The organism is Paenibacillus sp. P36, from assembly GCF_045866505.1.
In the GTDB taxonomy this organism is placed as follows: Bacteria; Bacillota; Bacilli; order Paenibacillales; family NBRC-103111; genus Paenibacillus_E; species Paenibacillus_E chondroitinus.
The window spans coordinates 8,346,401-8,370,867 of record NZ_AP038372.1; the positions used below are offsets into that span (position 1 = coordinate 8,346,401).

The window sequence follows — 24,467 nt, forward strand, 5'->3', positions numbered from 1 at the left end:
GTAACTATTAGTTTTATATTAAGCGCCTTTGCCTTTTGCAATGATTTCTTCTGCAATGGACTTAGGTACTTCTTCATAATGTGAAAGTTCCATGGAGTAAACACCACGGCCTTGTGTTCTCGAACGAAGTGTTGTGGAATATCCAAACATTTCGGAAAGAGGTACCTTAGCACGGATGATTTGAGCGCCATGACGGTTATCCATACCTTCAATACGTCCACGACGGGAGTTAAGGTCACCCATAACATCGCCCATGTACTCTTCTGGCACAGTAACTTCAACCTTCATGATTGGTTCAAGAAGAACCGGTTTACATTTTTCTTTCGCAGCTTTAAGTGCCATGGAACCCGCGATTTTGAACGCCATTTCATTGGAGTCAACATCATGGTAAGATCCATCAACAACTGTAGCTTTGATGTCCACAAGCGGGAATCCTGCGATTACACCGTTTTTCATGGACTCTTCGATACCAGCTTGAATAGGTGCGATGTATTCTCTTGGAATAGATCCGCCCACTACTTTGCTTTCGAAAATGAAACCTGCACCCGCTTCTTGAGGTTCGAACTCAACCCAACAATGTCCGTATTGACCACGACCACCGGATTGACGAACGAATTTACCTTCAACTTTAGCCGCAGCGCGGAATGTTTCACGATAAGCAACTTGTGGTTTACCTACGTTGGTTTCTACTTTGAACTCGCGAAGCATACGGTCAACGAGGATCTCAAGGTGAAGCTCACCCATACCTGCGATGATCGTTTGTCCTGTTTCTTCGTCTGTGGAAGCACGGAAAGTCGGATCTTCTTCAGCAAGCTTTTGCAATGCGATACCCATTTTATCTTGGTCGGCTTTCGTCTTCGGTTCAACAGCAAGCTGGATAACCGGTTCAGGGAAGACCATTTTCTCAAGAATAACTGGATTTTTCTCATCACATAGTGTATCACCAGTCGTTGTATCTTTCAATCCAACGGCCGCGGCGATGTCACCAGCGTATACAATGCTGATCTCTTGACGGCTGTTCGCATGCATTTGCAGGATACGGCCAACACGCTCACGTTTGCCTTTAGTCGCGTTAACGACATAGGAACCGGAGTTCAAGGTACCAGAGTATACACGGAAGAATGTAAGACGACCAACGAAAGGATCTGTCATGATTTTGAATGCAAGCGCTGAGAACGGTTGATCGTCAGCAGACTTACGAGTCACTTCAGTACCATCGTCAAGTACACCTTTAATGTCAGGTACATCAAGTGGGGATGGCAGGTAGTTAATAACTGCATCCAACATCAATTGAACACCCTTGTTTCTGTAAGAAGACCCTACGATAACTGGGAAGATTTTCACTTCGCAGACACCTTTACGTAGAGCTGCTTTGATCTCGTCGATAGTCAGTTCTTCACCTTCGAGATATTTCATTGTAAGCTCTTCATCAAGCTCAGCAACTTTCTCGATTAGTTCCAAACGAAGTTCTGCAACTTGATCTTTGAACTCAGCAGGAATTTCAACTTTCTCGATATCCTTGCCAAGATCGTCTTTGTACATATACGCCACTTCTTCAACCAAATCAATGATACCTTTGAAATCACTCTCAGCACCGATTGGAAGTTGAATAGCAACAGCATTTGCACCAAGTTTTTGACGCATGGAATCAACTACTTGCAGGAAGTCTGCACCGATGATATCCATTTTGTTTACGTAAGCAATACGAGGAACGTTGTATTTATCAGCTTGTCTCCAAACTGTTTCCGATTGAGGCTCAACGCCCTCTTTCGCACTAAATACACCAACTGCTCCATCCAACACACGAAGGGAACGCTCTACCTCAACGGTAAAGTCAACGTGCCCCGGGGTATCGATAATATTGATGCGGTGACCTTCCCATTGCGCAGTTGTAGCGGCGGAAGTAATCGTGATTCCGCGCTCTTGTTCTTGCTCCATCCAGTCCATCGTAGCAGCACCTTCGTGCACCTCTCCGATTTTGTGAACTTTACCAGTGTAGTACAGAATGCGCTCTGTAGTAGTTGTCTTACCAGCATCAATATGAGCCATGATCCCGATATTACGTGTGTTTTTTAAGGAGAACTCTCTAGCCATAGGTCGTTATGTCTCCTTTCTATAATCTGTTTTATTATTCTACCAACGATAGTGAGCGAACGCTTTGTTAGCTTCAGCCATCTTGTGTGTATCTTCACGTTTCTTAACGGAAGAACCTGTGCTATTGCTAGCATCGATAATTTCATAAGCCAATCTTTCTTCCATCGTCTTCTCACCGCGAAGACGGGAATAGTTGACCAACCAACGCAAACCAAGTGTCGTACGACGCTCTGGTTTAACTTCGATCGGCACTTGATAGTTCGCTCCACCTACGCGGCGAGCTTTAACTTCAAGAACTGGCATGATGTTTTTGATAGCAGCTTCGAACACTTCCATCGGCTCTTTACCTGTACGATCTTTCACGAGGTTAAAAGCGTTATATAGAATGGACTGTGCTACCCCTCTTTTTCCATCGATCATAATACGATTGATAAGACGAGTAACAAGTTTGCTATTATAAATCGGATCTGGCAATACGTCTCTGCGAGTAACTGGACCTTTACGAGGCATAGTTATCCCCCTTTCTTATAAGAATCATCCCTGATTATTATTTCTTATTTTTTTACTTTCGGACGTTTAGTACCGTATTTGGAACGGGATTGCTTACGGTTGTTAACACCGGAAGTATCCAGCGCGCCACGAACGATGTGATAACGTACCCCTGGAAGATCTTTAATTCTACCTCCACGGATCAATACAACGCTGTGCTCTTGCAGGTTGTGACCGATACCTGGAATGTATGCTGTCACCTCTACACGGTTCGTTAAACGAACACGAGCATATTTACGAAGTGCGGAGTTAGGCTTCTTAGGAGTCATAGTACCTACACGCGTGCAGACACCACGTTTTTGAGGTGCACTCAAATCCGTTGCTTCTCTTTTCAAAGCGTTAAAACCTTTTTGCAAAGCTGGTGATTTAGACTTATCCACCTTCGCTTGACGACCTTTACGTACTAGTTGGTTAATTGTTGGCATATCGCCACCTCCTCCCTACATTCATAACATGATAAACTTCTTGCAAGCCCACAGATCCAGGCGAGTCATAAATGAGCAAAGAGAAAGTCTTTGCCAAGGGCAGCAGCAAAAAGTCACGAAAACTTATGTACGCCATCCCACTAACAAAAACGTCTTGAGCGTTTATTCATTTACAACAGCTGCTACCGCAGCTCCAACTTCAATTCCACATGCTTTACCTAGCATCTTCATAGAATCTACGTAGGTTATTGGCACACCCTTTTGATTACAGAGAGCTACCAGCTTTATCGTCAATCGCGGATCTGCATCTTTAGAAACAAAAACTTCAACAGCCCTGTCTTGCTCGACCGTCTTAGTGACTTTCTTCGTCCCTACACTTATATTCTTCGCCTGTTTGACTTTATCATAAGACATAAGGCACCCCCTCCAGAGAAAGGAAAGAATATCAACTTAGGCACACTACGATATATTAGCATTTTGGTGTTCCAGTGTCAAGGAAGAACTTCTTATCTTTTGACATAATCATAGATTCCCAAGAAAAACCAAGAGGGACAGCACATGTGGCCATCCCTCTCAGATGAATAGTCGTTATTCAACGGCTACTGTTTCTTTTTCGAGATCCTCATCTTGCACGAGCACTTCGTTAGGATCCGTAATACGGATGTTCCGGTAACGAGGCATACCCGTTCCCGCAGGAATGAGTTTACCGATAATAACGTTCTCTTTCAGACCAAGCAATTGGTCGACTTTACCTTTGATAGCTGCATCCGTCAAGACACGAGTTGTTTCTTGGAAGGACGCCGCAGACAAGAAGGAATCAGTTTCAAGAGACGCTTTAGTGATACCGAGCAAGATAGGTCTTGCAACGGCTGGCTCATTGCCGGCGAACAAAGCTACTTTGTTGGCTGCTTCATATTCATGGATGTCTACGAAGGAACCTGGAAGCAGAGTTGTGTCTCCAGCATCAACGATGCGGATTTTCCGCAACATTTGACGAACCATAACTTCAATATGCTTATCGTTAATTTCTACCCCTTGGTTACGGTAAACACGTTGAACCTCTTGCAGAATGTAGTTCTGCACGCCGCGGATACCTTTGATGCGAAGCATTTCTTTCGGATCGATAGATCCGTCTGTCAGCTCGTCTCCGGCTTCCACTTGTTGGTTCAGGGATACACGTACGCGGGAACCGTAAGGAACTGCATATACCTTGGATTCCGCTTCACCTTGGACTTCAATTTCACGACGATCTTTGGCTTCACGGATTTCTTTGACGACACCGTCGATCTCGGAAATGATCGCTTGACCTTTCGGATTCCGAGCTTCGAAAAGCTCTTGAATACGCGGCAAACCTTGCGTAATATCGTCTCCGGCAACACCACCGGTATGGAACGTACGCATTGTCAACTGTGTTCCTGGCTCACCGATGGATTGAGCGGCAATAATACCTACAGCCTCACCGATCTCAACGAATTGGCCAGTCGCCAAGTTGCGACCATAACATTTCTTACAAACGCCGTGGTTCGTACGGCAGCTAAGAACGGAACGAATTTGAAGTCTTTCAATGCCAGCATCGATAATCGCATCCGCAATTTCAGACTCGATCAATTCGTTGCGTTGAACGATAACTTCACCTGTTTGTGGATTACGAACCGTTTCAAATGCATAGCGACCTTCAATACGGTCGTAGAGATCCTCAATAACCTCTTTACCGTCTTGGATTTTGCTAACCATGAAACCTTTATCCGTACCGCAATCGTCCTCACGAACGATAACGTCCTGTGCTACGTCTACGAGACGACGAGTCAAGTAACCGGAGTCAGCTGTACGAAGCGCTGTATCGGCAAGACCTTTACGCGCACCGTGCGTCGAGATAAAGTACTCCAGGATTGTCAGACCTTCACGGAAGTTCGATTTAATCGGCAACTCCATAATTTTACCGGATGGATTCGCCATCAAACCACGCATACCGCCAAGCTGTGTAATCTGAGATTTGTTACCCCGTGCTTTGGACTCAACCATCATCGAGATGGAGTTATATTTATCAAGGGATTTCATCAGAATATCTGTGATTTCATCCTTCGCTTTACTCCAGATCGCGATAACACGGTCATAACGCTCTTCATCCGTAATCAAACCGCGGCGGTATTGGTTCGTTACTACGCGTACTTTCTCTTCACAATCTTTAAGAATTCCTTCTTTTTCAGTCGGAACAACAACGTCAGAGACAGCTACGGTAATACCCGCTTTAGTGGAATACGTGAATCCAAGCTCTTTAATTTTATCAAGGATCATCGATGTTTGCGTCGTGTGGTATTTACGGAAGCACTCAGCAATGATGGAGCCAAGGTATTCCTTACCAACCGCTTTATTCTCAGGACGCTCAAGCATGATGGCTCTTAGATCAGCACCTTTATCAAACACAAAGTGAGAATCCGGAATACCATTCAGCAAGTTCGTTTTGGTAGGCTCATTTATGAACGGGAAATCACTTGGATAGATTTCGTTCATAATGATTTTACCGATAGTTGTAATCAACATTGCATTTTGTTGTTTTTCAGTAAAGCTAACTTTGTTCAACGCTTTAGCCGGAATTGCAACACGTGCATGTAACGCCATTTTACCCGATTGGTAGGACGAAATCGCTTCGTGTACTGTTCTAATGATAGAACCAGCACCTTTAGCAAATTTGTTATCCGTTGTTAAATAGAAGCTTCCAAGGACCATATCCTGTGAAGGCGTAACAACCGGTTTACCGTCTTTCGGGTTCAAAATGTTACCTGATGCCAGCATCAGCAGACGAGCTTCAGCTTGAGCTTCAGATGATAATGGTACGTGAACCGCCATTTGGTCACCGTCGAAGTCAGCGTTATACGCTGTACATACGAGCGGATGCAGCTTGATGGCACGACCTTCAACGAGAATCGGCTCGAACGCCTGAATCCCGAGTCTATGCAACGTGGGGGCACGGTTCAGAAGAACCGGGTGCTCCTTAATGACTTCTTCTAGAACATCCCAAACATCCGGACTTACGCGCTCAACTTTACGTTTCGCACTCTTAATGTTATGGGCCAAACCTTTATTCACAAGCTCTTTCATTACGAAAGGCTTGAACAATTCAAGCGCCATTTCCTTCGGAAGACCACATTGGTACATCTTCAGGTTAGGACCTACTACGATAACGGAACGACCGGAGTAGTCAACACGTTTACCGAGCAAGTTTTGACGGAAACGTCCTTGTTTACCTTTCAGCATGTGGCTGAGGGATTTCAATGGACGGTTACCAGGACCTGTTACCGGACGGCCGCGACGACCGTTGTCGATAAGAGCATCTACTGCTTCTTGCAGCATCCGCTTCTCATTTTGAACGATGATGTCCGGTGCCCCTAGGTCAAGCAATCTTTTGAGACGGTTGTTACGGTTGATAACTCGGCGATAGAGATCATTCAAGTCGGAAGTCGCGAAGCGTCCTCCGTCAAGCTGTACCATCGGACGAAGCTCCGGCGGGATGACAGGAAGTACATCTAGAATCATCCAACCTGGAAGGTTCTTCGAGTTACGGAAAGCTTCCATAACTTCCAAGCGCTTGATCGCACGATTACGGCGTTGGCCTTGCGCTGTTTTCAATTCTTCTTTGAGTGTATCTACTTCACGTTCGATGTCGATATCGATCAGAAGCTTTTTAACGGCTTCAGCACCCATACCAGCTTGGAACGCGTAGCCATACTTCTCACGGTAGCTGCGGTACTCTTTTTCGGAAAGTAACTGCTTTTTCTCCAAAGGTGTATCCCCTGGATCAGTTACCACGTAGGAAGCGAAGTAGATGATTTCCTCCAAAGATCTTGGAGACATATCCAACGCAAGACCCATGCGGCTTGGGATACCTTTGAAGTACCAGATATGGGATACAGGAGCAGCAAGCTCGATGTGTCCCATACGCTCGCGGCGCACTTTTTGGCGGGTTACTTCAACACCACAACGGTCACAAACGACGCCCTTGTAGCGGACGCGTTTGTATTTACCGCAGTGACATTCCCAATCTTTGGTTGGCCCGAAGATCTTTTCACAGAAAAGACCTTCTTTCTCAGGCTTTAAAGTTCTGTAGTTAATGGTTTCCGGCTTCTTTACTTCCCCACGGGACCAAGAGCGAATTTTATCGGGTGATGCCAAACCGATTTTCATAAACTCGAAGTTGTTAACGTCCATCAAGGAGCAACCCTCCTTTAAGAATTTAAACCCACTATGCAGTGAATCGATCTCGATCTATTGTGGCGTTCTTTATTCGTTGACTCCTAATTCAGAGCCCTCTAAATTTAGGTTTAATTTATCGCTAGTGACTTCATCGTCATCATCGGCTTCTCGCATTTCGATCTCTTCTTCGTCGCCGGAAAGGATTTTGACATCCATACCCAAGCTTTGAAGCTCTTTGATCAAAACTTTGAATGATTCCGGAACGCCCGGTTCTGGAACATTCTCACCTTTGACAATGGACTCGTATGTTTTCACACGGCCTACGACGTCATCGGACTTCACAGTAAGAATTTCTTGCAGCGTATAGGCAGCACCGTATGCTTCAAGCGCCCATACCTCCATCTCCCCGAAACGTTGTCCACCAAACTGTGCTTTACCACCCAGCGGCTGCTGAGTAACAAGGGAGTAAGGTCCTGTGGAACGGGCATGGATTTTATCATCAACCATGTGTGCCAATTTGATCATGTACATGACGCCAACCGTAACTTCGCGTTCAAAAGACTCCCCTGTACGACCATCGTACAGAATCGTTTTACCGCTACGTTGCATGCCGGCTTCTTCCATTGCATCAAATACGTCGTACTCACGCGCTCCGTCGAATACAGGCGTAGCTGCGTGGATACCAAGGTACTTGGAAGCCATACCCAAGTGAACTTCAAGCACTTGACCGATGTTCATCCGAGAAGGAACCCCTAGTGGATTCAGTACAACTTCAACCGGCGTACCATCCGGAAGGAAAGGCATATCTTCTTCAGGGAGAATACGTGCTACTACCCCTTTGTTACCATGACGTCCCGCCATTTTGTCGCCTTCGGAAATCTTCCGTTTTTGCGCAATGTAGACACGTACGAGTTGGTTCACGCCTGGAGGCAGCTCATCGCCGTTCTCACGAGTAAATACTTTCACATCAACAACGATACCATCTGTACCATGCGGTACGCGAAGGGATGTATCACGAACTTCACGAGCTTTCTCTCCGAAGATCGCATGCAGCAATCTTTCTTCCGCAGTAAGTTCAGTCACACCCTTAGGTGTTACTTTACCAACCAGGATATCGCCTGCGCCGATCTCGGCACCGACACGGATAATTCCGCGCTCGTCAAGATTCTTGAGTGCATCTTCCCCAACGTTCGGGATATCGCGAGTAATCTCTTCAGGTCCAAGCTTCGTGTCACGTGCTTCTGACTCATATTCCTCAATGTGAATGGATGTGTAAACATCTTCTTTCACAAGTTTTTGGCTTAACAAGATCGCATCCTCGTAGTTATAACCTTCCCAAGTCATGAAGGCAACGACAACGTTACGACCCAAAGCCAATTCGCCTTGCTCAGTCGATGGTCCATCAGCAAGAATATCTCCAGCTTTAATCAATTGACCCTTCTTCACGATCGGGCGTTGATTAATGCACGTACCTTGGTTAGAACGCATGAATTTGTGAAGCTTATATTTGACGATGTTGCCGCTGACCAATTTGCCGTCTACCATTTCCTGGCGGCGCAGCCAAATTTCATTTGCAGCAGCTTTCTCAATAATTCCATCAAATTTGGAGACAATACATACTCCCGAGTCCTTAGCGACTTTATGCTCCATACCTGTACCAACAAGAGGTGCTTTTGGAATCAAAAGCGGTACCGCTTGACGCTGCATGTTGGAACCCATCAACGCACGGTTGGAGTCATCGTTTTCAAGGAACGGAATTAACGCAGTCGCAACGGATACAACTTGCTTCGGAGAAACGTCCATATAGTCGACACGTTCAACCGGCAGCGTTAAGTTATCATCTTTGTAACGTACGATAATCGCTGAATCTACGAATTTGTTGTCTTCTGTCAATTCAGCGTTTGCTTGCGCGATAACATAATTATCTTCTTCATCCGCAGTCAGGTAGGCGATTTGGTCAGTAATAGTTCCCGTCTTAGGATCTACCCAACGGTAAGGAGCTTCAATGAAGCCATACTCATTAATACGGGCAAAAGTAGACAGGGAGTTGATCAAACCAATGTTCGGTCCCTCTGGAGTCTCAATTGGACACATACGGCCATAGTGAGAGTGATGCACGTCACGAACTTCCATCCCTGCGCGCTCTCTCGTCAAACCGCCCGGTCCGAGTGCAGATAGACGTCTTTTGTGCGTCAGCTCAGCAAGCGGGTTCGTTTGGTCCATAAATTGAGAAAGTTGAGAACTACCAAAGAACTCTTTGATCGACGCAATAACTGGTCGAATGTTGATCAATGCTTGTGGCGTAATAACATTCGCGTCTTGAATGGACATACGTTCGCGAACAACACGTTCCATACGGGATAAACCGATACGGAATTGGTTCTGCAGCAATTCACCAACGGAACGAAGTCTACGGTTACCTAAGTGGTCAATATCATCCGTATTCCCGATGCCATGCAGCAAGTTGATGAAATAGTTAATGGATGAAATGATATCGGCAGGCGTGATGTTTTTAACTTGTTTGTCGATAACCCCGTTAGAGATTACTTTAACAACCTTGCCTTCTTCTGTAGGTGAATACACATTAATGCACTGAACAGGGATTGTATCCGCGCCAGTTACACCTTTTGGAATGGAGAACTCTTTGTAGCCTGCTCCTTTTTCGATAAAAGGAAGGATTTCGTCTAATACACGACGATCCAGCAATTGTCCTGCTTCGGCGATGATTTCTCCTGTTTCGGAATCTACCAAAGTTTCAGCCAGACGTTGATTGAACAATCTATTTTTGATGTGTAATTTCTTGTTGATTTTGTAACGACCTACGTTAGCCAAATCATAACGCTTCGGATCAAAGAAACGAGCAACGATCAAGCTTCTTGCATTATCAAGCGTAGGCGGCTCACCCGGACGAAGACGCTCATAGATTTCGATTAACGCTTTTTCCGTAGAATCCGTGTTATCTTTATCGAGCGTATTACGGATATATTCATTGTCACCAAGCAAATCCAAAATCTCTGCATCTGTGCCAAATCCTAAAGAACGAAGCAATACCGTAACTGGAATTTTGCGCGTGCGATCGATACGAACATAGATAATGTCCTTCGCATCCGTCTCAAGCTCCAACCAAGCCCCACGGTTCGGAATAACCGTTGCCGTGTAAGTTTTTTTGCCGTTTTTATCCACTTTCGTGCTATAATAAACACTGGGGGAACGAACGAGCTGGGAGACGATTACACGCTCCGCACCGTTAATAATGAACGTTCCCGTATCGGTCATAATAGGGAAATCCCCCATGAACACTTCCTGTTCCTTGACCTCGCCGGTTTCCTTATTAATCAAACGGACTTTGACTCTTAACGGCGCCGCATAGGTTACGTCGCGTTCTTTGGATTCATCAACCGAATACTTAGGATCGCCTAAGCTATAGTCAATAAACTCCAGTACTAGGTTACCTGTGAAATCTTGAATCGGAGAGATATCCTGAAACATCTCACGTAATCCCTCTTCCAAAAACCACTCATACGATTTTTGCTGGATTTCAATCAGGTTTGGAATGCCCAGCACCTCATTAATTCGTGCATAAGTCCTGCGTTTACGTCGTCCAAATTGAACAAGATGTCCCGCCAACTTTCATTCACCCCTCAACTCTACTCAATAAATAAAAAGAAGAAGAAAAACTTCGACCGACGTACACTCAGGACGCCTCCGTTATTGGAGCCCGTCCGAATTAAGCGACTGTATGGATGAAGATTTTTCCCTGTAATCAATAAGACTTTCCAAATATTTCTTCCCATCCTGTTAGAATTTCCTAAAATTCAAACATTATACGTTACAAGTTCAAATTTTATTCATCCTGGAGGAAAAAAAGACTTGACATTTTTTGTTAACTAAAGACATGTGTCCCATCTTAATACTGACATTTTTTAATAATACCACATATGAAATATCAAGTCAAACTAATTTCCACGATTGTCAGATAAGACTTCCACTTACAAAATACTGGAGCCTTACTTTGTGGCCTTGAGTATTTTGTACCCTTTGTCCTTGGATACTTCGGCAACTTCGCTGTAGATAGACTCAAGTTTCTTCATAGCAGAAGGCGCGCCTTGTTTTTTCTGAATGACAACCCAAATCGATCCACCGTCAACCAAACAATCATAGGCATCTGTAAAAATGCGATGCACAACTTCCTTGCCGGCACGAATCGGAGGATTGGTGAGCACGACGTCAAAACGCTGTTCTTTCACCTGCTCCAGAAGATCACTCTGTAGGATCGACACATTAGCAATCCCGTTGCGCCGCGCATTTTCAGTACTTAGCTCAATAGCCCGTTCATTAATGTCGACCATTGTCACATGCCCCTTCGGACACATCACCGCTGCCGATAAACCAATCGGACCATAACCACAACCGACATCAAGCACTTTCGCATCCTCTTTCAACTGCATCGTTTCAATTAAGTGCTTACTTCCATAATCCACACCTTTTTTCGAAAAAACGCCAGCATCCGTCAGGAATGTGTACTTTCTGCCACGCAGTTCCTCTTGCGCTACATTGACATCATGCTTAACTGTAGGACGCTGCGTATAATAATGCTCTGACACGTTAAGATTCCCTCCTCATTTTTACCAATAGGAAAATCATATAACTGTGAGCGTTCCTAAGGCTTTCCTAAGGGTAAAAGCTTAGGTAAAAAAACCTCTTGAAGGCAAGCTTCAAGAGGTTTCCTGAAAAGAAATTACTTAACTTCTACAGATGCGCCAGCTTCTGTAAGCTTAGCTTTAACAGCTTCTGCTTCTTCGGAGCTAACTTTTTCTTTTACTGGTTTTGGAGCGCCGTCAACTAGGTCTTTCGCTTCTTTCAGGCCAAGACCTGTGATTTCGCGAACTACTTTAATTACGTTGATTTTGGAAGCACCAGCGCTAGTCAAGATAACATCAAACTCAGTTTGAGCTTCTTCAACTGCTACTGCTGCGCCACCGCCAGCTGCTACTGGAGCTGCTGCTGTTACGCCAAACTCTTCTTCAATTGCTTTAACCAGGTCGTTCAATTCCAAGATTGTCATGCCTTTGATTGCTTCTAGGATCGTTGCATTTGTGCTCATGGTTAAACCTCCATTATCATTAATAAATTAGTTTGTTGTTTTAAATCGATTCGTACACTGAAATTAAGCTTGACCTTCAGCTTCTTTTTTCTCAGCAACTGCTTTAACAGCAAGTGCAAAGTTACGAACTGGAGCTTGAAGAACGCTAAGCAACATGGAGAGCAAACCATCTCTGGATGGAAGTTCAGCAAGTGCTTTAATTTGATCGTATCCAACTACGCGGCCTTCGACCACGCCACCTTTTACGCTCAATTGATCATTCTTTTTCGCAAATTCAGTCAAAATTTTCGCCGGAGCAACTAGATCGTCTTTGCTGAAAGCAATAGCGGTTGGACCTGTTAGGTACTCATCCAATCCTAGTTCAGCATTTGCCGATGCGCGTCTAGCCAACGAGTTCTTGAGAACTACGAATTCAATACCAGCTTCGCGCAAAGTTTTACGTAGTTGTGTTACTTGAGCTACGTTCAAACCGCGGTAGTCAGCGATGATTGTAGAAGCACTAGCTTTGAACTTTTCAGTTACTTCAGCTACTGCCTGTTCTTTTGCTGCAAGAATTTTCGCGTTTGCCATAGTACACCTCACTTCTTATGCATTTATGTTTCAATATCACAAACAGTAGGAGCATCAGCATTCCTTATAACAATAAGAAATGCCTTCGTAGACGCTACGAAGGCATGATGTGTTCACTTTTTCCCTGATGTACAAAGAAATCGCTATATATATCATAACACCTCGGTAGGAAATTAAGCACATGGCACCTACTGTCTACGGTTTGCATATTCATTTTTATGACCTTTGATAGAGTATCACGCCCAGCAACCGAAGTCAACTGGAAGCTATTACTTATCTGAAGGAGCTTACGTTTACTCGAACACTTGGTCCCATTGTGGAGGATACAGCAATGTTTTTCAGGTAAACACCTTTAGCAGCTGCTGGTTTCGCTCTTACAAGCGCATCAACCAATGCTTTGAAGTTTTCGTTCAACTTGTCTGCATCGAAAGATACTTTACCAAGTGGAGCATGGATTTGTCCTGCTTTGTCAAGACGGTACTCGATTTTACCAGCTTTGATCTCCTGAACAGCTTTCGTAACGTCGAAAGTAACTGTTCCTGCTTTAGGGTTTGGCATTAAACCTTTACCCCCGAGGATACGACCCAGTTTACCAACTTCGCTCATCATGTCTGGAGTAGCTACGCAAACGTCGAACTCGAACCAACCTTGTTGAATTTTGTTGATCATGTCAGCATCACCAACAAAATCTGCACCAGCTGCTTCAGCTTCTTTCGCTTTCTCGCCTTTAGCAAATACAAGTACACGTTTCGTTTTACCAGTACCGTGTGGAAGTACTACAACACCACGAACAGCCTGATCTTGTTTTCTTGGGTCTACACCCAGACGAACTGCAACATCTACAGTTTCATCAAATTTAGCAGGAGCTGTTTTCTTAACAAGCTCGATTGCTTCTGACGGATCGTACAAAGTTTCAGCATTAACAAGCTGAGATACTTCGCGGTATTTCTTACCGTGTTTAGGCATAATGTATATCCTCCTTAGTGGTATTAGCGGATAATCCTCCCACCGAGCGACCTCGAAGTTTTCCAAGAAAACTTCTACGTAAACCGCGGTTTACACAGCCGCATTCCTTGCGGAATTAATCTTCGATAGTGATTCCCATGCTGCGAGCTGTACCTTCAACCATACGCATTGCAGCCTCAACGGATGCAGCATTCAGGTCAGGCATTTTTTGTTCTGCGATTTCACGAACTTTTGCACGTTTCACAGTTGCAACTTTCTTTTTGTTTGGTTCACCGGATCCTTTTTCGATACCAGCAACGACGCGAAGAAGAACTGCAGCCGGAGGCGTTTTAGTGATGAATGTAAAGGAACGATCCTCGAATACTGTGATTTCAACCGGAATGATAAGGCCTACTTGATCAGCAGTACGAGCGTTAAACTCTTTACAGAAAGCCATGATGTTCACACCTGCTTGACCCAATGCTGGACCGATCGGTGGTGCTGGATTTGCTTTCGCAGCTTGAACTTGAAGCTTCACGATTTTAATAACCTTTTTTGCCATGATAGACACCTCCTGTTTATAATATAGATCCCACTAACGAAGGTCTATCCCGAGGAATAGACCTGGTAGAAACCCTTGGTTGTCTTGTGTTATAGCTTTTCCACTTGGTCGAAATCGAGCTCAAGCGGGGTTTCCCTACCAAACATGTTGACATGCACCTTAAGTTTACCCTTGTCAGCCACAATTTCCTCAACAGATCCGACAAAGTTTGCGAAAGGTCCCACCTTGACGCGTACGGTCTCTTTGAGTTCGAAGTCGATCTTCGCCTTCGGCTCTTCCATTCCCATATGCTTCAAAATAGATTCAACTTCCTCAGGTAATAATGCAGTCGGTTTAGAGCCGGATCCCGTAGAGCCTACGAATCCGGTAACTCCTGGCGTATTACGAACTACGTACCAAGAATCGTCCGTCTGAATCATTTCTACGAGAACATACCCTGGATAAACTTTACGCATGACGACTTTTTTCTTGCCGTCTTTATTCACCAGTTCCTCTTCCATAGGCACAAGCACACGGAAGATCTTGTCCGTCATTTCCATGGATTCAACACGTTTCTCCAGGTTGGCTTTCACTTTGTTCTCATACCCTGAATAGGTATGTACGACGTACCATCTTTTTTCCATGAATAAATTCACCTATAGTCCTGTTTATTTAAAAACAAGGCGCAGCAACTCAGAAATTCCAAGATCCAGCACAAAAAAATAAATAGCAACAAAAGCTACAGTACCCAACACAACAAGCGTATAGGTAATCATCTCTTTGCGACTTGGCCACTTGACCTTTTTGAGTTCTGTCCAACTGTCGGTGAAGAAGGAAAAAGTGGATCCGAAGCTTTGTCTCATTCTAGCCAAGAACCCCACAAACTACACCTCCAAAGAACTACCTAGTCTCGCGATGAGCAGTATGTTCATTGCAAAATTTGCAATATTTCTTCAACTCAATACGGTCGGGATTGTTGCGCTTATTTTTAGTGGATGCATAGTTTCTTTGTTTGCAATTTGTGCACGCTAATGTGATGATGACCCGCATGATGTACACCTCCTACAGACACGTTCTAATTAAAGCCCTTCGAAGCGCGTCAAAAAGAAAGCGACTTTTAGGGCTACCTGAAATACTTTATCACAACCAGTTACAGAGTGTCAAGGCAGAAGTCTCACAATTGCAAGAGTAATATCAGTATAGACGCTCCGGTATGATAATAAACCTCGTACAAATAAAAGGCCCGCGCAGCCAAGACCAAGCAAGGCAGCGCGGGCACATTCTACAAATCTCTAACTTCCAAATAGCGTTCAAGCTTGCGTTTCACACGTTGAAGAGCATTGTCAATCGACTTGACATGACGATCAAGGTCTACCGCAATTTCTTGGTAGGATCTCCCATCGAGATAGAGCATAAGAACCCTGCGCTCCAAGTCACTCAATATCTCTCCCATTTTATCTTCAAGTCCCGTAAATTCTTCTTGATTAATCACAAGCTCCTCAGGATCTGTGACCCTGGAACCGCTGATGACGTCAAGCAGCGTACGATCAGAATCTTCATCATAGATAGGCTTGTCCAGTGACACGTAGGAATTAAGAGGAATGTGCTTCTGACGTGTTGCTGTCTTAATCGCCGTGATGATCTGTCGGGTAATGCACAGTTCAGCAAAGGCTTTAAAAGAAGCAAGCTTGTCTCCTCGGAAGTCGCGGATAGATTTATATAAACCTATCATTCCTTCCTGCACAATATCTTCTCGGTCTGCACCTATCAAAAAATAAGAACGTGCTTTGGCACGCACGAAATTCTTATATTTGTTGATAAGATATTCCAACGCTTCGCTACTGCCTTCACGGACTGCTTCGACAATGTCTTCATCTGGCTTGAGGTCATAATCATACATTCTCAGTTCTTTGAGGTCGACACTCACCAACAATCCCTCCGGCCTGCAGGACTACCCAGATTCACATTAAAAGTTTAGGTTAAGTATACATGATGAAATCTCACACCGTCAACGGGGACCCCCACCATTTCTAGCATTTGGAGGATTACTCCCCTCTTCGCCAGCGTTCGAACTGCGCCTTTAACTCGTTGCTCAATTTGCCTTCAAACGGATTGCGTTTCGCTGTCGTCTCCGGTTGAATGCGATCTCGAACTTCTTTGCGATTCTGTTTGATTTTGACGAGAAGTTCACCAGCTGGCAATCGAAGAGCTCCTTTACCGAAAATAACATGCTGCTCAATCATATCGGAGGTGGCCACATAGATTTGCTTACGTCTTCCCATCAGATTCGTAACCAATCGTTCGATCCGTTCATCCGCGGTTTCCTTCTCTTTGGTGTAGAGGACGTTCAACTTGCTCTGTACATACTTCTTCCCAAGTCCAGGTACCATGTAAGCATCAAAAACCAGGTATACCTTCATACCTGAGTACGATTGGTATTCAGCCAGCATATGAATTAACTTATCGCGTGCCCCTTCCAAGTCGGATTCCTTCAGCTTATTCAGTTCAGGCCATGCCCCTATGATATTGTAGCCGTCTACGATTAGAAACTCTTCCATCTGCTTTAACTCTTAGTTCGTTGGCGAACCACTTCATACATCAATACACCCGCGGCTACAGAGGCATTCAGAGAGTTCACGTGTCCCGCCATCGGCAGCTTAACTAGGAAGTCACATCTCTCTTTAATCAGCCTTCCAACACCTTTACCTTCATTGCCGATGACAAGAGCTATGGGCATACTGAAATTCGCTTTATATACATCTTGCGCTGCTGTCACATCCGTTCCCGCGACCCAAACTCCTTGCTCTTTGAGCTGTTCGATGGTCTGCGAGATATTCGTTACTCGAGCAACAGGAACATACTCTACCGCTCCCGCAGATGTCTTGGAAACCGTTGCTGTTAGCCCTACGGAGCGTCTTTTGGGAATAATGACACCGTGAACTCCCGTGCAATCCGCTGTTCGCAGGATCGAACCCAGGTTGTGCGGGTCTTCAATTTCATCAAGAATAAGGATAAAAGGATCCTGGCCAAGCGCTTTGGCTTTAGCAAGAATATCCTCTACTTCTACGTATTCATAGGCTGCTACTTGCGCTATAACTCCTTGGTGCTGAAGTCCTTCTACCATTTGATCAAGCTTACGCTTATCTGTAAATTGTACAAGAATCCCTAAATTTTTGGCCTCCGCTACAATCGGGCCAGCGAATTGCTTCTGTGCATTCTCAGCAATCCAAATTTTGTTGATTGTTCGACCAGCACGGATCGCCTCCATTACGGAGTGCTTCCCGCCAATATATTCCTCATCCATCTCTTGCTTCCTCCTAAAAATTCCTCGTTTAACATAACTTACATCCGTAATGGACTAAGCTTTATTCTTGTGAGCCAGAACAAAATCCAATATTTCCTTCAACCGCTCAAAAGATTGCTTGTAATACAAATATCCAATTAAGCACTCAAACGCGGTGCTGTGCCGGTATTCAAGCACATCCGCGTTCTTGGCTGTCGTTCCTGATTTGGCATTGCGTCCGCGCTTTACCATGTCAATCTCTTCTTCCGTCAGCATCGGCATCAGCGCATCCAACACCTTGGATTGCGCCTTAGCCGATACATAGCCGGTGGCTGCTTTGTGCAAATGATTGGGCCGATGGTTCCCGCCAGAAATCACATATTGCCGAATATAGACCTCATAGACCGCATCGCCAATATAGGCAAGCACAAGAGGATTCAGCAAATGAGGACTCTTGGACGGCGGAAAAACGAACAGATTCGCAGCATCAGTAAAAGTCTCACTCATTTGCGGCGCCAACGAATTCCCTGCGGTGTATCCTCAAGGAATATTCCTTTCTCTGTGAGCAGATCGCGGATTTCGTCCGCGCGCGCCCAGTTCTTCGACTTCCTCGCTTCCGTCCGGTCGACAATCAGCTGCTCAATCTCTTCGTCCAACAATTCGTCAGCCTGTTTCGACAAAATTCCCAACGTTTGATCAAAAACCTGCAGCTGATCCAGGAACATTTGCAAAGCGGCAGCATTCACCCGCTCCTGCTGCAAGTACAGGTTCGCTTCAGCAACGAGATCGAACACCGCTGTGATCGCATCCGGAGTATTGAAGTCGTCGTTCATCTTCTCGACGAACTGAGCAGCGATCGCCGCTACACGCTCCGTATGAGCAGCTTCGATCTCGCCTGTTACTGAGGCTGTGGCCAGACGATGCTTCAGGTTATCATTTGCATTTTGAATGCGCTCCAACGCATTGGCCGCTTGCTTGAGGCTCTCATCGCTGAAGTTCAACGGATTGCGGTAGTGAGCGGATAACATAAAGAAACGGAAAACTTCCGGTTTGATTTGTTTCACAAGATCGCGGATGAGAATGCCATTCCCCAGCGATTTGGACATTTTTTCATTATCAATGTTAAGGAAAGCATTGTGCAACCAGTAATTGGCCATTGGATGGCCAGTCACCGCTTCGGTTTGCGCGATTTCGCACTCATGATGCGGGAACGTCAGATCTTGACCCCCGCCGTGAATATCAATCGTTTCACCCAGATATTTGCGCACCATAGCGGAGCACTCAATGTGCCAGCCCGGACGGCCTTGGCCCCAAGGGCTATCCCAATAGATCTCTCCCGGTTTCGCCGCTTTCCAAAGAACAAAATCCTGCGGATTCTCTTTGCGGTCATCCACTTCAATGCGAATGCCGTATTGGAGTTCTTCCAGATTTTGATGTGAAAGCTTGCCGTATTCGGCGAATTTGGTCGTCCGATAATAGACGTCGCCGCGGGCTTCATAGGCGTAGCCTTTTTCAACCAAAGCAGCGATGAATTCGATAATTTCCTGAATATTGTCCGTGACACGGGGATTCATTGTAGCCTCATGCACCCCAAGTGTTTGGATATCCTCCAAGAAGGCGGCAATAAAAGTTTCAGCCAGCTCCGGAACGGTAACAGCCATTTCCTCGGCTTTACGAATCATTTTATCATCCACATCGGTAAAGTTTGTAATATAAGTGACTTCATAGTTCTGAGTCTCTAAAAAGCGGCGTACGACATCAAAGAAAATAACCGGTCTGCCATTTCCAATATGGATATAATTGTATACGGTCGGGCCGCACACATACATCTTTACCTTACCTGGTTCTAAAGGTACGAACTCTTCCTTCTTGCGTGTTAACGTATTATACATTCTGAGCGTCATGTTCTCTCGCTCCTCCATTCTTAACCCGTTCTAGTTCTAGCTGTCTTCGCAATTCATTAATTTGCTGCTGCATTTCCTGAAATATATCAATAATGGGATCCGGCAAATTACCATGATCCAACCGGTTCACACGCACACCATCCCGCTTCACAAGCTTAGCCGGCATCGTTACAACGGTACTGTTCGAAGGAACCTCTTGGATAACCACCGCATTGGAGCCAATCCGTGAATTCTCGCCAACAAGGAAGGAGCCCAAAATCTTGGCACCCGAACCAATAACTACATTATTGCCAATAGTTGGATGTCTCTTACCTTTCTCTTTCCCTGTTCCCCCCAGTGTGACCCCTTGATACAAGATAACATCGTCGCCAATCTCACAGGTTTCCCCAATGACGACACCCATCCCATGGTCAATAAACAATCTTTGCCCAATCGTAGCACCTGGATGAATCTCGATGCCTGTCATGAAACGGCTCCACTGGGAAACAACACGGGCAATCGTGAACATCTTCCTTTTATAAAACCAATGACCGACTCGATGTGCCCATATGGCGTGAAGGCCAGAGTAAGTAAACACAACCTCAAACCAGCTGCGTGCAGCCGGGTCGTTATCGAATACGGCGGAAATATCAGATTTGATCGTTCGCCACATGCTCTCACCTTCTTTTGTAGGAAATCATACTCCTGCGTATAATAAAAAGCCCCCGCAGCCATATGGCTGCAGAGGCGTGATTAATCGCGGTTCCACTCTGCTTGGTGACTCGGAAGTCTCCCAACTCAAAAACCCGTAACGTGGGCATTTCGGCTGCGCCTACCCTACTCTGAATCCGAGTATTCGGCGCGGCAGCTCCCAGGTGCATTTCCGGTTAGAGGGAATGGATAACTCACAGCCAAAGCCTGATGGCTTCGATTATCCTCTCTGATAAATCCCTAAATAATCGTACTCTCCTGATCATTGCATTCCTTATTGAACTAAGTATAGCGAAAAGAACCCTGTATTACAACAAGTTCCGTAGACGCGAAGCGACTTTTTCTTTTCCAAGCAGATAAAGCGACACATTGAGGTCAGGTCCATGCACTTGTCCTGTCAGCGCAGAACGGATCGACATAAACAATTGCTTCCCTTTATAGCCCGTATCCTTCTGAACTTGCTTCAACAAAGCAGGGATCGCCTCTACCGTGAATGACTCAGCTTGCTCGACTTGCCCCAAGAAGCTGGTCAATACAGCAGGCACATGCTCTTCTTTCAAAACTGCTGCCGCTTCCTCGTCGATAACAAGCTCTTCCTTGAAAAAGATGCCCGACAGTTCGACAATTTCCGCCGCGAAGCGCATTCTCTCTTGATTGAGGCCGACTAGAGCCGTCACCCACGCCTGGCCCGCTTCATCCAATTGCGGCTCGATGTATCCGGCCTTTTGCAGGTGGGGTACACACAGCTCAACAACACGCGAAAGCGGAGCTTTTTTCAAATAGGCGTTGTTCATCCAGTTCAATTTATCCATATCAAACACAGCTGGACTCTTCGACACACGGTCGAGGTCAAACTGGGCGATCAATTCTTCCTTCGTAAACATTTCTTCTTCGCCGCCAGGAGACCATCCCAGCAGAGCGATAAAGTTCACAACAGCTTCCGGTAAATAACCTAACTCCCGGTACTGCTCGATGAACTGGATAATAGACTCATCCCGTTTGCTCATTTTCTTCCGGTCTTGGTTAAGAATCAGCGCCAAGTGCGCAAATTCCGGAACAGGCATACCGAGAGCTTCGTACATCAGAATTTGTCTAGGCGTATTGGACAGATGCTCTTCCCCGCGAATAACCAAATTGATTTTCATCATGTGGTCATCCACGATAACAGCAAAGTTATACGTCGGAATCCCGTCAGGACGCGCGATAATAAAATCGCCGATGCCATTGGATTCAAACTCAACGTGCTCGCGAACCTTGTCTTCGAAACCGATAATGCGGTCTGCCGGCACAAGGAATCGAGTCGAAGGCTTGCGGCCTTCCGCTTCAAAAGCGGCAATTTGCTCAGGCGTCAAGTGACGGCATTTCCCGGAGTAACCGCCCATCTCGCCGCGTGCTTCCTGCTCTGCCCGCTCCTGCTCTAGATCGGCTTCCGAACAGTAGCAAGGATACGCATGGCCGCTTTGAAGAAGCTGGTTAAGGTGAGTTTGATAAATATCAAGTCTTTCCATCTGGCGATAAGGACCGTATGGACCCCCGATATCCACGCTTTCATCCCACTCTAATCCAAGCCATCTTAGACCATTCAATTGATCCTCGATGCCGGATTCTTTATGACGGGTTTGATCCGTATCTTCAAAACGCACAACGAAAGCTCCGCCATGGCGACGCGCCAATAAATAATCAAAAAGTGCTGTACGAGCACCGCCTATATGTAAATGTCCCGTTGGACTTGGTGCATAGCGCACACGTAAAGGTTGGTTCATGACTATACCCTCTCTCCCCAATAATACCTGCTATTCTAGCACATCTCGAATTAAACAAACAACCGATTGCGCTGCAATCCCTTCGCCTCTTCCCGTGAAGCCTAGCTGCTCCGTCGTAGTAGCTTTCACATTGACTTGCTCCGGCTTCGCTTCTAGGGCATCGGCAATAATTTCAACCATTTGCGGGATGTACGGTGCCATCTTCGGCTTCTGGGCAATAATCGTGGAATCTGTGTTCCCCAGACGATATCCTCTATCTTTGGCAAGCTGCCACACGTGTTTCAAAAGGACCAGACTGTCCGCATCCTTGAATTCCGCCGCCGTATCCGGGAAGTGCTTCCCGATATCTCCTAAGCCCAGAGCGCCTAGAATCGCATCGCTAACCGCGTGCAAGAGCACATCCGCATCGGAGTGGCCGAGCAGCCCCTTTTCATAAGGAATCGTTACGCCTCCAATAATGCATTTACGGCCTTCCACCAACTGATGAACATCAAATCCTTGTCCTACACGAATCATTGTTGTTCCTCTCCCCTTACGTTCTGTAGTATCCATTCTGCCCATGGCAAATCTTCCGGTGTCGTTATCTTGATATTGTAATAGTCCCCTTCAACAACATGCACCGTTGTTCCTATACGCTCTACCAGCATAGCATCGTCTGTCCCCAGAAAGCCTTCCTGAAGTGCACGCTGATGCGCCTCCTGTAAAAGAGAAAGCCGAAAAGCTTGCGGGGTTTGGATGGCCCACAAGCTTCGTCTATCCGGTGTAGATTGTATTCGCTTTTCGGAATCTACGACTTTGATCGTATCCTTCACGGGTACCGCCAGCACAGCTGCGTCCTGTTCTTTCGCCTTTGCCAGACAATCGAACACATGTTCTTTTTTGACGAAAGGACGAACGCCGTCATGTACGAGCACCCAAGCGGTATCCTGCTCCAGGGCTTCTAAGCCCCGTCTGACGGAGTCCTGACGCTCCGCCCCGCCTGCCAGCACATGAGTGACCTTGGAAAGCGCATAGCTCTGCACATAGCCTGTACAGCGCTCTACGTCATTTCCGCCTACAACTAAAATGATTTCATTCACTTCATGTATGTTTTGAAATAATTGCAACGTATGTACCAGAATTGACTTCTGTCCCAGTTGTAAATATTGTTTGCTTTCCGCCGTTCCCATGCGCGAGCCCTTGCCCGCCGCCACGAGGATAACCCCTAGCTTCCCCATAAGTCCTAAGCCCTCCAACTCCACCTGAGCGCTTTCTATTCGAAAGCTTTCCTATCAACTAGTAAGTGTTATGTTACATCTCCCTATCATACTGGTTTTATTGAGCTTTTTCCAATAATTTCGGTTTCGCGAAAATCATCCTGCCCGCTGATGTTTGCAGCACACTAGTCACCATCACTTCGAGCGTCATGCCAATGAATTCACGACCGCCTTCCACGACAATCATCGTGCCATCGTCCAGATAAGCGACACCTTGTCCATGCTCTTTGCCATCTTTAATGACTTGAACAATAATTTCTTCACCCGGCAGAACAACAGGCTTCACGGCATTCGCCAAATCGTTAATATTTAGCACGGAAACACCTTGCAATTCACAAACTTTATTCAGGTTAAAATCGTTCGTAATCACTTTGCCTTGCAGCACCTTCGCCAGACGAACCAACTTGCTGTCTACTTCGGAGATCTCTTCGAAATCGCCTTCATAAATCAGCACTTTCACTTCGAGTTCCTTTTGAATTTTGTTCAAAATATCAAGTCCCCGCCGCCCGCGATTCCTCTTGAGCAAGTCCGATGAGTCCGCAATATGCTGAAGCTCTTCAAGTACAAACTCCGGTATCACGAGGGTCCCTTCGATGAAACCTGTTTTGCAAATATCCGCAATGCGCCCGTCAATAATGACACTTGTATCGAGAATCTTATGTTCCTCGTAAGGACGGTGTGTCTGCTTCTCTGGAGCGACTACCCGGCTCATCGCAATAATCTGAACCAGCTCTTCCCGCTTGCTGTAACCAATGCGAAACCCCATAACTGCTAGAACCCCCGAAACGACGAAGGGTAAAATAGGGCTTGCCCACTTCACCTGATCGAGTACAGGGAACACCAATACCGATATAAGCAGTCCAATAACTAGTCCTAATGTACCTGAAAGCAGATCGGACACAGGAATGTCCGCAACGTTTCTTTCCCCTTTGACAAGCAGCTTCATCCCCTTGCCTGCAACCCATGCTGAAAGAATGAACATAACTACCGCGCATAAACTATTGATGACTATTGCTTTTCCTGACTCATTCATGAAACCTGTCGTTCGAAGGATGGCGTCACTCCAGCCAAATCCTAAACTAGCACCCATGATGGCCAAAATGAACTGTACCCATTTCCTCATCATAGATTCACCCCCTGCATCAACATATT

Annotated in this window: 24 protein-coding genes and 1 other annotated feature; all 24 genes read right to left on the reverse strand. The window is 45.8% G+C overall.

Going from position 1 to position 24,467, the window contains the following annotated elements; genetic code table 11:
• Positions 1-18 precede the first annotated feature (18 nt).
• Positions 19-2,094, reverse strand: a complete 2,076-nt coding sequence (fusA, locus tag ACKTT9_RS36640) for an elongation factor G (protein ID WP_315955992.1) — start codon at positions 2,092-2,094, stop codon at positions 19-21.
• Positions 2,095-2,133: 39 nt separating this feature from the next.
• On the reverse strand, positions 2,134-2,604 hold the full coding sequence (gene rpsG / locus ACKTT9_RS36645; RefSeq protein WP_127457544.1) for a 30S ribosomal protein S7: 471 nt from the start codon (positions 2,602-2,604) through the stop codon (positions 2,134-2,136).
• 44 nt (positions 2,605-2,648) lie between these two features.
• Complete coding sequence (gene rpsL, locus ACKTT9_RS36650) at positions 2,649-3,068, reverse strand: 30S ribosomal protein S12 (RefSeq protein WP_028557500.1); 420 nt, start codon at positions 3,066-3,068, stop codon at positions 2,649-2,651.
• Between the two features lie 162 nt (positions 3,069-3,230).
• Positions 3,231-3,482, reverse strand: a complete 252-nt coding sequence (locus ACKTT9_RS36655; RefSeq protein ID WP_145669483.1) for a ribosomal L7Ae/L30e/S12e/Gadd45 family protein — start codon at positions 3,480-3,482, stop codon at positions 3,231-3,233.
• A gap of 174 nt (positions 3,483-3,656) precedes the next feature.
• Positions 3,657-7,277 (reverse strand): DNA-directed RNA polymerase subunit beta', encoded by a 3,621-nt coding sequence (gene rpoC / locus ACKTT9_RS36660; RefSeq protein WP_407869836.1) that lies wholly within the window; start codon positions 7,275-7,277, stop codon positions 3,657-3,659.
• 69 nt (positions 7,278-7,346) lie between these two features.
• Positions 7,347-10,886: a DNA-directed RNA polymerase subunit beta gene (rpoB, locus tag ACKTT9_RS36665; RefSeq protein WP_407869837.1), complete on the reverse strand. Its 3,540-nt coding sequence runs from the start codon at positions 10,884-10,886 to the stop codon at positions 7,347-7,349.
• Between the two features lie 380 nt (positions 10,887-11,266).
• A complete protein-coding gene (locus tag ACKTT9_RS36670; protein WP_407869838.1) occupies positions 11,267-11,863 on the reverse strand; it encodes a class I SAM-dependent methyltransferase in 597 nt (198 codons plus the stop codon).
• Between the two features lie 134 nt (positions 11,864-11,997).
• A complete protein-coding gene (rplL, locus tag ACKTT9_RS36675) occupies positions 11,998-12,363 on the reverse strand; it encodes a 50S ribosomal protein L7/L12 (RefSeq protein ID WP_127457549.1) in 366 nt (121 codons plus the stop codon).
• Between the two features lie 63 nt (positions 12,364-12,426).
• Entirely contained in the window at positions 12,427-12,933 is a 507-nt protein-coding gene (gene rplJ, locus ACKTT9_RS36680) for a 50S ribosomal protein L10 (protein ID WP_145669473.1), read from the reverse strand.
• Between the two features lie 65 nt (positions 12,934-12,998).
• Positions 12,999-13,152: a sequence feature (ribosomal protein L10 leader region), on the reverse strand.
• Positions 13,153-13,206: 54 nt separating this feature from the next.
• Positions 13,207-13,899, reverse strand: a complete 693-nt coding sequence (rplA, locus tag ACKTT9_RS36685; RefSeq protein ID WP_127457551.1) for a 50S ribosomal protein L1 — start codon at positions 13,897-13,899, stop codon at positions 13,207-13,209.
• A gap of 115 nt (positions 13,900-14,014) precedes the next feature.
• Positions 14,015-14,440: a 50S ribosomal protein L11 gene (gene rplK, locus ACKTT9_RS36690; protein ID WP_029196472.1), complete on the reverse strand. Its 426-nt coding sequence runs from the start codon at positions 14,438-14,440 to the stop codon at positions 14,015-14,017.
• 89 nt (positions 14,441-14,529) lie between these two features.
• The gene (gene nusG, locus ACKTT9_RS36695) at positions 14,530-15,063 is read right to left on the reverse strand and encodes a transcription termination/antitermination protein NusG (RefSeq protein ID WP_126144113.1); all 534 of its coding nucleotides are present in this window, start codon (positions 15,061-15,063) and stop codon (positions 14,530-14,532) included.
• A 24-nt stretch (positions 15,064-15,087) separates the two neighbouring features.
• Entirely contained in the window at positions 15,088-15,300 is a 213-nt protein-coding gene (gene secE / locus ACKTT9_RS36700; protein ID WP_127457552.1) for a preprotein translocase subunit SecE, read from the reverse strand.
• A gap of 19 nt (positions 15,301-15,319) precedes the next feature.
• On the reverse strand, positions 15,320-15,469 hold the full coding sequence (rpmG, locus tag ACKTT9_RS36705; RefSeq protein WP_079418041.1) for a 50S ribosomal protein L33: 150 nt from the start codon (positions 15,467-15,469) through the stop codon (positions 15,320-15,322).
• Between the two features lie 232 nt (positions 15,470-15,701).
• Positions 15,702-16,346 carry an RNA polymerase sporulation sigma factor SigH gene (gene sigH / locus ACKTT9_RS36710; RefSeq protein WP_028557511.1) on the reverse strand — a complete coding sequence of 215 codons (645 nt, stop codon included), beginning with the start codon at positions 16,344-16,346 and terminating at the stop codon, positions 15,702-15,704.
• 118 nt (positions 16,347-16,464) lie between these two features.
• A complete protein-coding gene (locus ACKTT9_RS36715) occupies positions 16,465-16,977 on the reverse strand; it encodes an NYN domain-containing protein (RefSeq protein ID WP_407869839.1) in 513 nt (170 codons plus the stop codon).
• Between the two features lie 5 nt (positions 16,978-16,982).
• Positions 16,983-17,723: a 23S rRNA (guanosine(2251)-2'-O)-methyltransferase RlmB gene (gene rlmB, locus ACKTT9_RS36720; protein WP_127457554.1), complete on the reverse strand. Its 741-nt coding sequence runs from the start codon at positions 17,721-17,723 to the stop codon at positions 16,983-16,985.
• Between the two features lie 54 nt (positions 17,724-17,777).
• Entirely contained in the window at positions 17,778-18,209 is a 432-nt protein-coding gene (locus ACKTT9_RS36725) for a Mini-ribonuclease 3 (RefSeq protein ID WP_407869840.1), read from the reverse strand.
• On the reverse strand, positions 18,206-19,606 hold the full coding sequence (cysS, locus tag ACKTT9_RS36730) for a cysteine--tRNA ligase (RefSeq protein WP_407869841.1): 1,401 nt from the start codon (positions 19,604-19,606) through the stop codon (positions 18,206-18,208). The genes ACKTT9_RS36725 and cysS overlap by 4 nt, the downstream gene beginning before the upstream one ends.
• A complete protein-coding gene (cysE, locus tag ACKTT9_RS36735) occupies positions 19,587-20,258 on the reverse strand; it encodes a serine O-acetyltransferase (RefSeq protein ID WP_157326758.1) in 672 nt (223 codons plus the stop codon). The genes cysS and cysE overlap by 20 nt, the downstream gene beginning before the upstream one ends.
• Before the next feature lie 346 nt (positions 20,259-20,604).
• Positions 20,605-22,059, reverse strand: coding sequence for a glutamate--tRNA ligase (gltX, locus tag ACKTT9_RS36740; protein ID WP_407869842.1), 1,455 nt, complete (start codon positions 22,057-22,059; stop codon positions 20,605-20,607).
• A 30-nt stretch (positions 22,060-22,089) separates the two neighbouring features.
• Positions 22,090-22,575 carry a 2-C-methyl-D-erythritol 2,4-cyclodiphosphate synthase gene (gene ispF, locus ACKTT9_RS36745; protein WP_157326760.1) on the reverse strand — a complete coding sequence of 162 codons (486 nt, stop codon included), beginning with the start codon at positions 22,573-22,575 and terminating at the stop codon, positions 22,090-22,092.
• Entirely contained in the window at positions 22,572-23,276 is a 705-nt protein-coding gene (gene ispD, locus ACKTT9_RS36750; RefSeq protein WP_407869843.1) for a 2-C-methyl-D-erythritol 4-phosphate cytidylyltransferase, read from the reverse strand. The genes ispF and ispD overlap by 4 nt, the downstream gene beginning before the upstream one ends.
• A gap of 97 nt (positions 23,277-23,373) precedes the next feature.
• A complete protein-coding gene (locus tag ACKTT9_RS36755) occupies positions 23,374-24,441 on the reverse strand; it encodes a PIN/TRAM domain-containing protein (RefSeq protein WP_127457561.1) in 1,068 nt (355 codons plus the stop codon).
• Positions 24,442-24,467 lie beyond the last annotated feature (26 nt).

What these genes read in the sequence shown, in the direction of transcription:
- rplL (WP_127457549.1), bottom strand. Translation starts at nt 12,363, where the DNA reads ATGAGCACAAATGCAACGATCCTAGAAGCAATCAAAGGCATGACAATC.
- ispD (WP_407869843.1), bottom strand. Translation starts at nt 23,276, where the DNA reads ATGGGGAAGCTAGGGGTTATCCTCGTGGCGGCGGGCAAGGGCTCGCGC.
- rplA (WP_127457551.1), bottom strand. Translation starts at nt 13,899, where the DNA reads ATGCCTAAACACGGTAAGAAATACCGCGAAGTATCTCAGCTTGTTAAT.
- cysS (WP_407869841.1), bottom strand. Translation starts at nt 19,606, where the DNA reads ATGACGCTCAGAATGTATAATACGTTAACACGCAAGAAGGAAGAGTTC.
- ACKTT9_RS36755 (WP_127457561.1), bottom strand. Translation starts at nt 24,441, where the DNA reads ATGATGAGGAAATGGGTACAGTTCATTTTGGCCATCATGGGTGCTAGT.
- rlmB (WP_127457554.1), bottom strand. Translation starts at nt 17,723, where the DNA reads ATGGATGAGGAATATATTGGCGGGAAGCACTCCGTAATGGAGGCGATC.
- rpsL (WP_028557500.1), bottom strand. Translation starts at nt 3,068, where the DNA reads ATGCCAACAATTAACCAACTAGTACGTAAAGGTCGTCAAGCGAAGGTG.
- ispF (WP_157326760.1), bottom strand. Translation starts at nt 22,575, where the DNA reads ATGATTCGTGTAGGACAAGGATTTGATGTTCATCAGTTGGTGGAAGGC.
- rplK (WP_029196472.1), bottom strand. Translation starts at nt 14,440, where the DNA reads ATGGCAAAAAAGGTTATTAAAATCGTGAAGCTTCAAGTTCAAGCTGCG.
- gltX (WP_407869842.1), bottom strand. Translation starts at nt 22,059, where the DNA reads ATGAACCAACCTTTACGTGTGCGCTATGCACCAAGTCCAACGGGACAT.
- rpsG (WP_127457544.1), bottom strand. Translation starts at nt 2,604, where the DNA reads ATGCCTCGTAAAGGTCCAGTTACTCGCAGAGACGTATTGCCAGATCCG.
- rpmG (WP_079418041.1), bottom strand. Translation starts at nt 15,469, where the DNA reads ATGCGGGTCATCATCACATTAGCGTGCACAAATTGCAAACAAAGAAAC.
- cysE (WP_157326758.1), bottom strand. Translation starts at nt 20,258, where the DNA reads ATGTGGCGAACGATCAAATCTGATATTTCCGCCGTATTCGATAACGAC.
- ACKTT9_RS36725 (WP_407869840.1), bottom strand. Translation starts at nt 18,209, where the DNA reads ATGAGTGAGACTTTTACTGATGCTGCGAATCTGTTCGTTTTTCCGCCG.
- fusA (WP_315955992.1), bottom strand. Translation starts at nt 2,094, where the DNA reads ATGGCTAGAGAGTTCTCCTTAAAAAACACACGTAATATCGGGATCATG.
- ACKTT9_RS36715 (WP_407869839.1), bottom strand. Translation starts at nt 16,977, where the DNA reads ATGGAAGAGTTTCTAATCGTAGACGGCTACAATATCATAGGGGCATGG.
- rplJ (WP_145669473.1), bottom strand. Translation starts at nt 12,933, where the DNA reads ATGGCAAACGCGAAAATTCTTGCAGCAAAAGAACAGGCAGTAGCTGAA.
- ACKTT9_RS36655 (WP_145669483.1), bottom strand. Translation starts at nt 3,482, where the DNA reads ATGTCTTATGATAAAGTCAAACAGGCGAAGAATATAAGTGTAGGGACG.
- nusG (WP_126144113.1), bottom strand. Translation starts at nt 15,063, where the DNA reads ATGGAAAAAAGATGGTACGTCGTACATACCTATTCAGGGTATGAGAAC.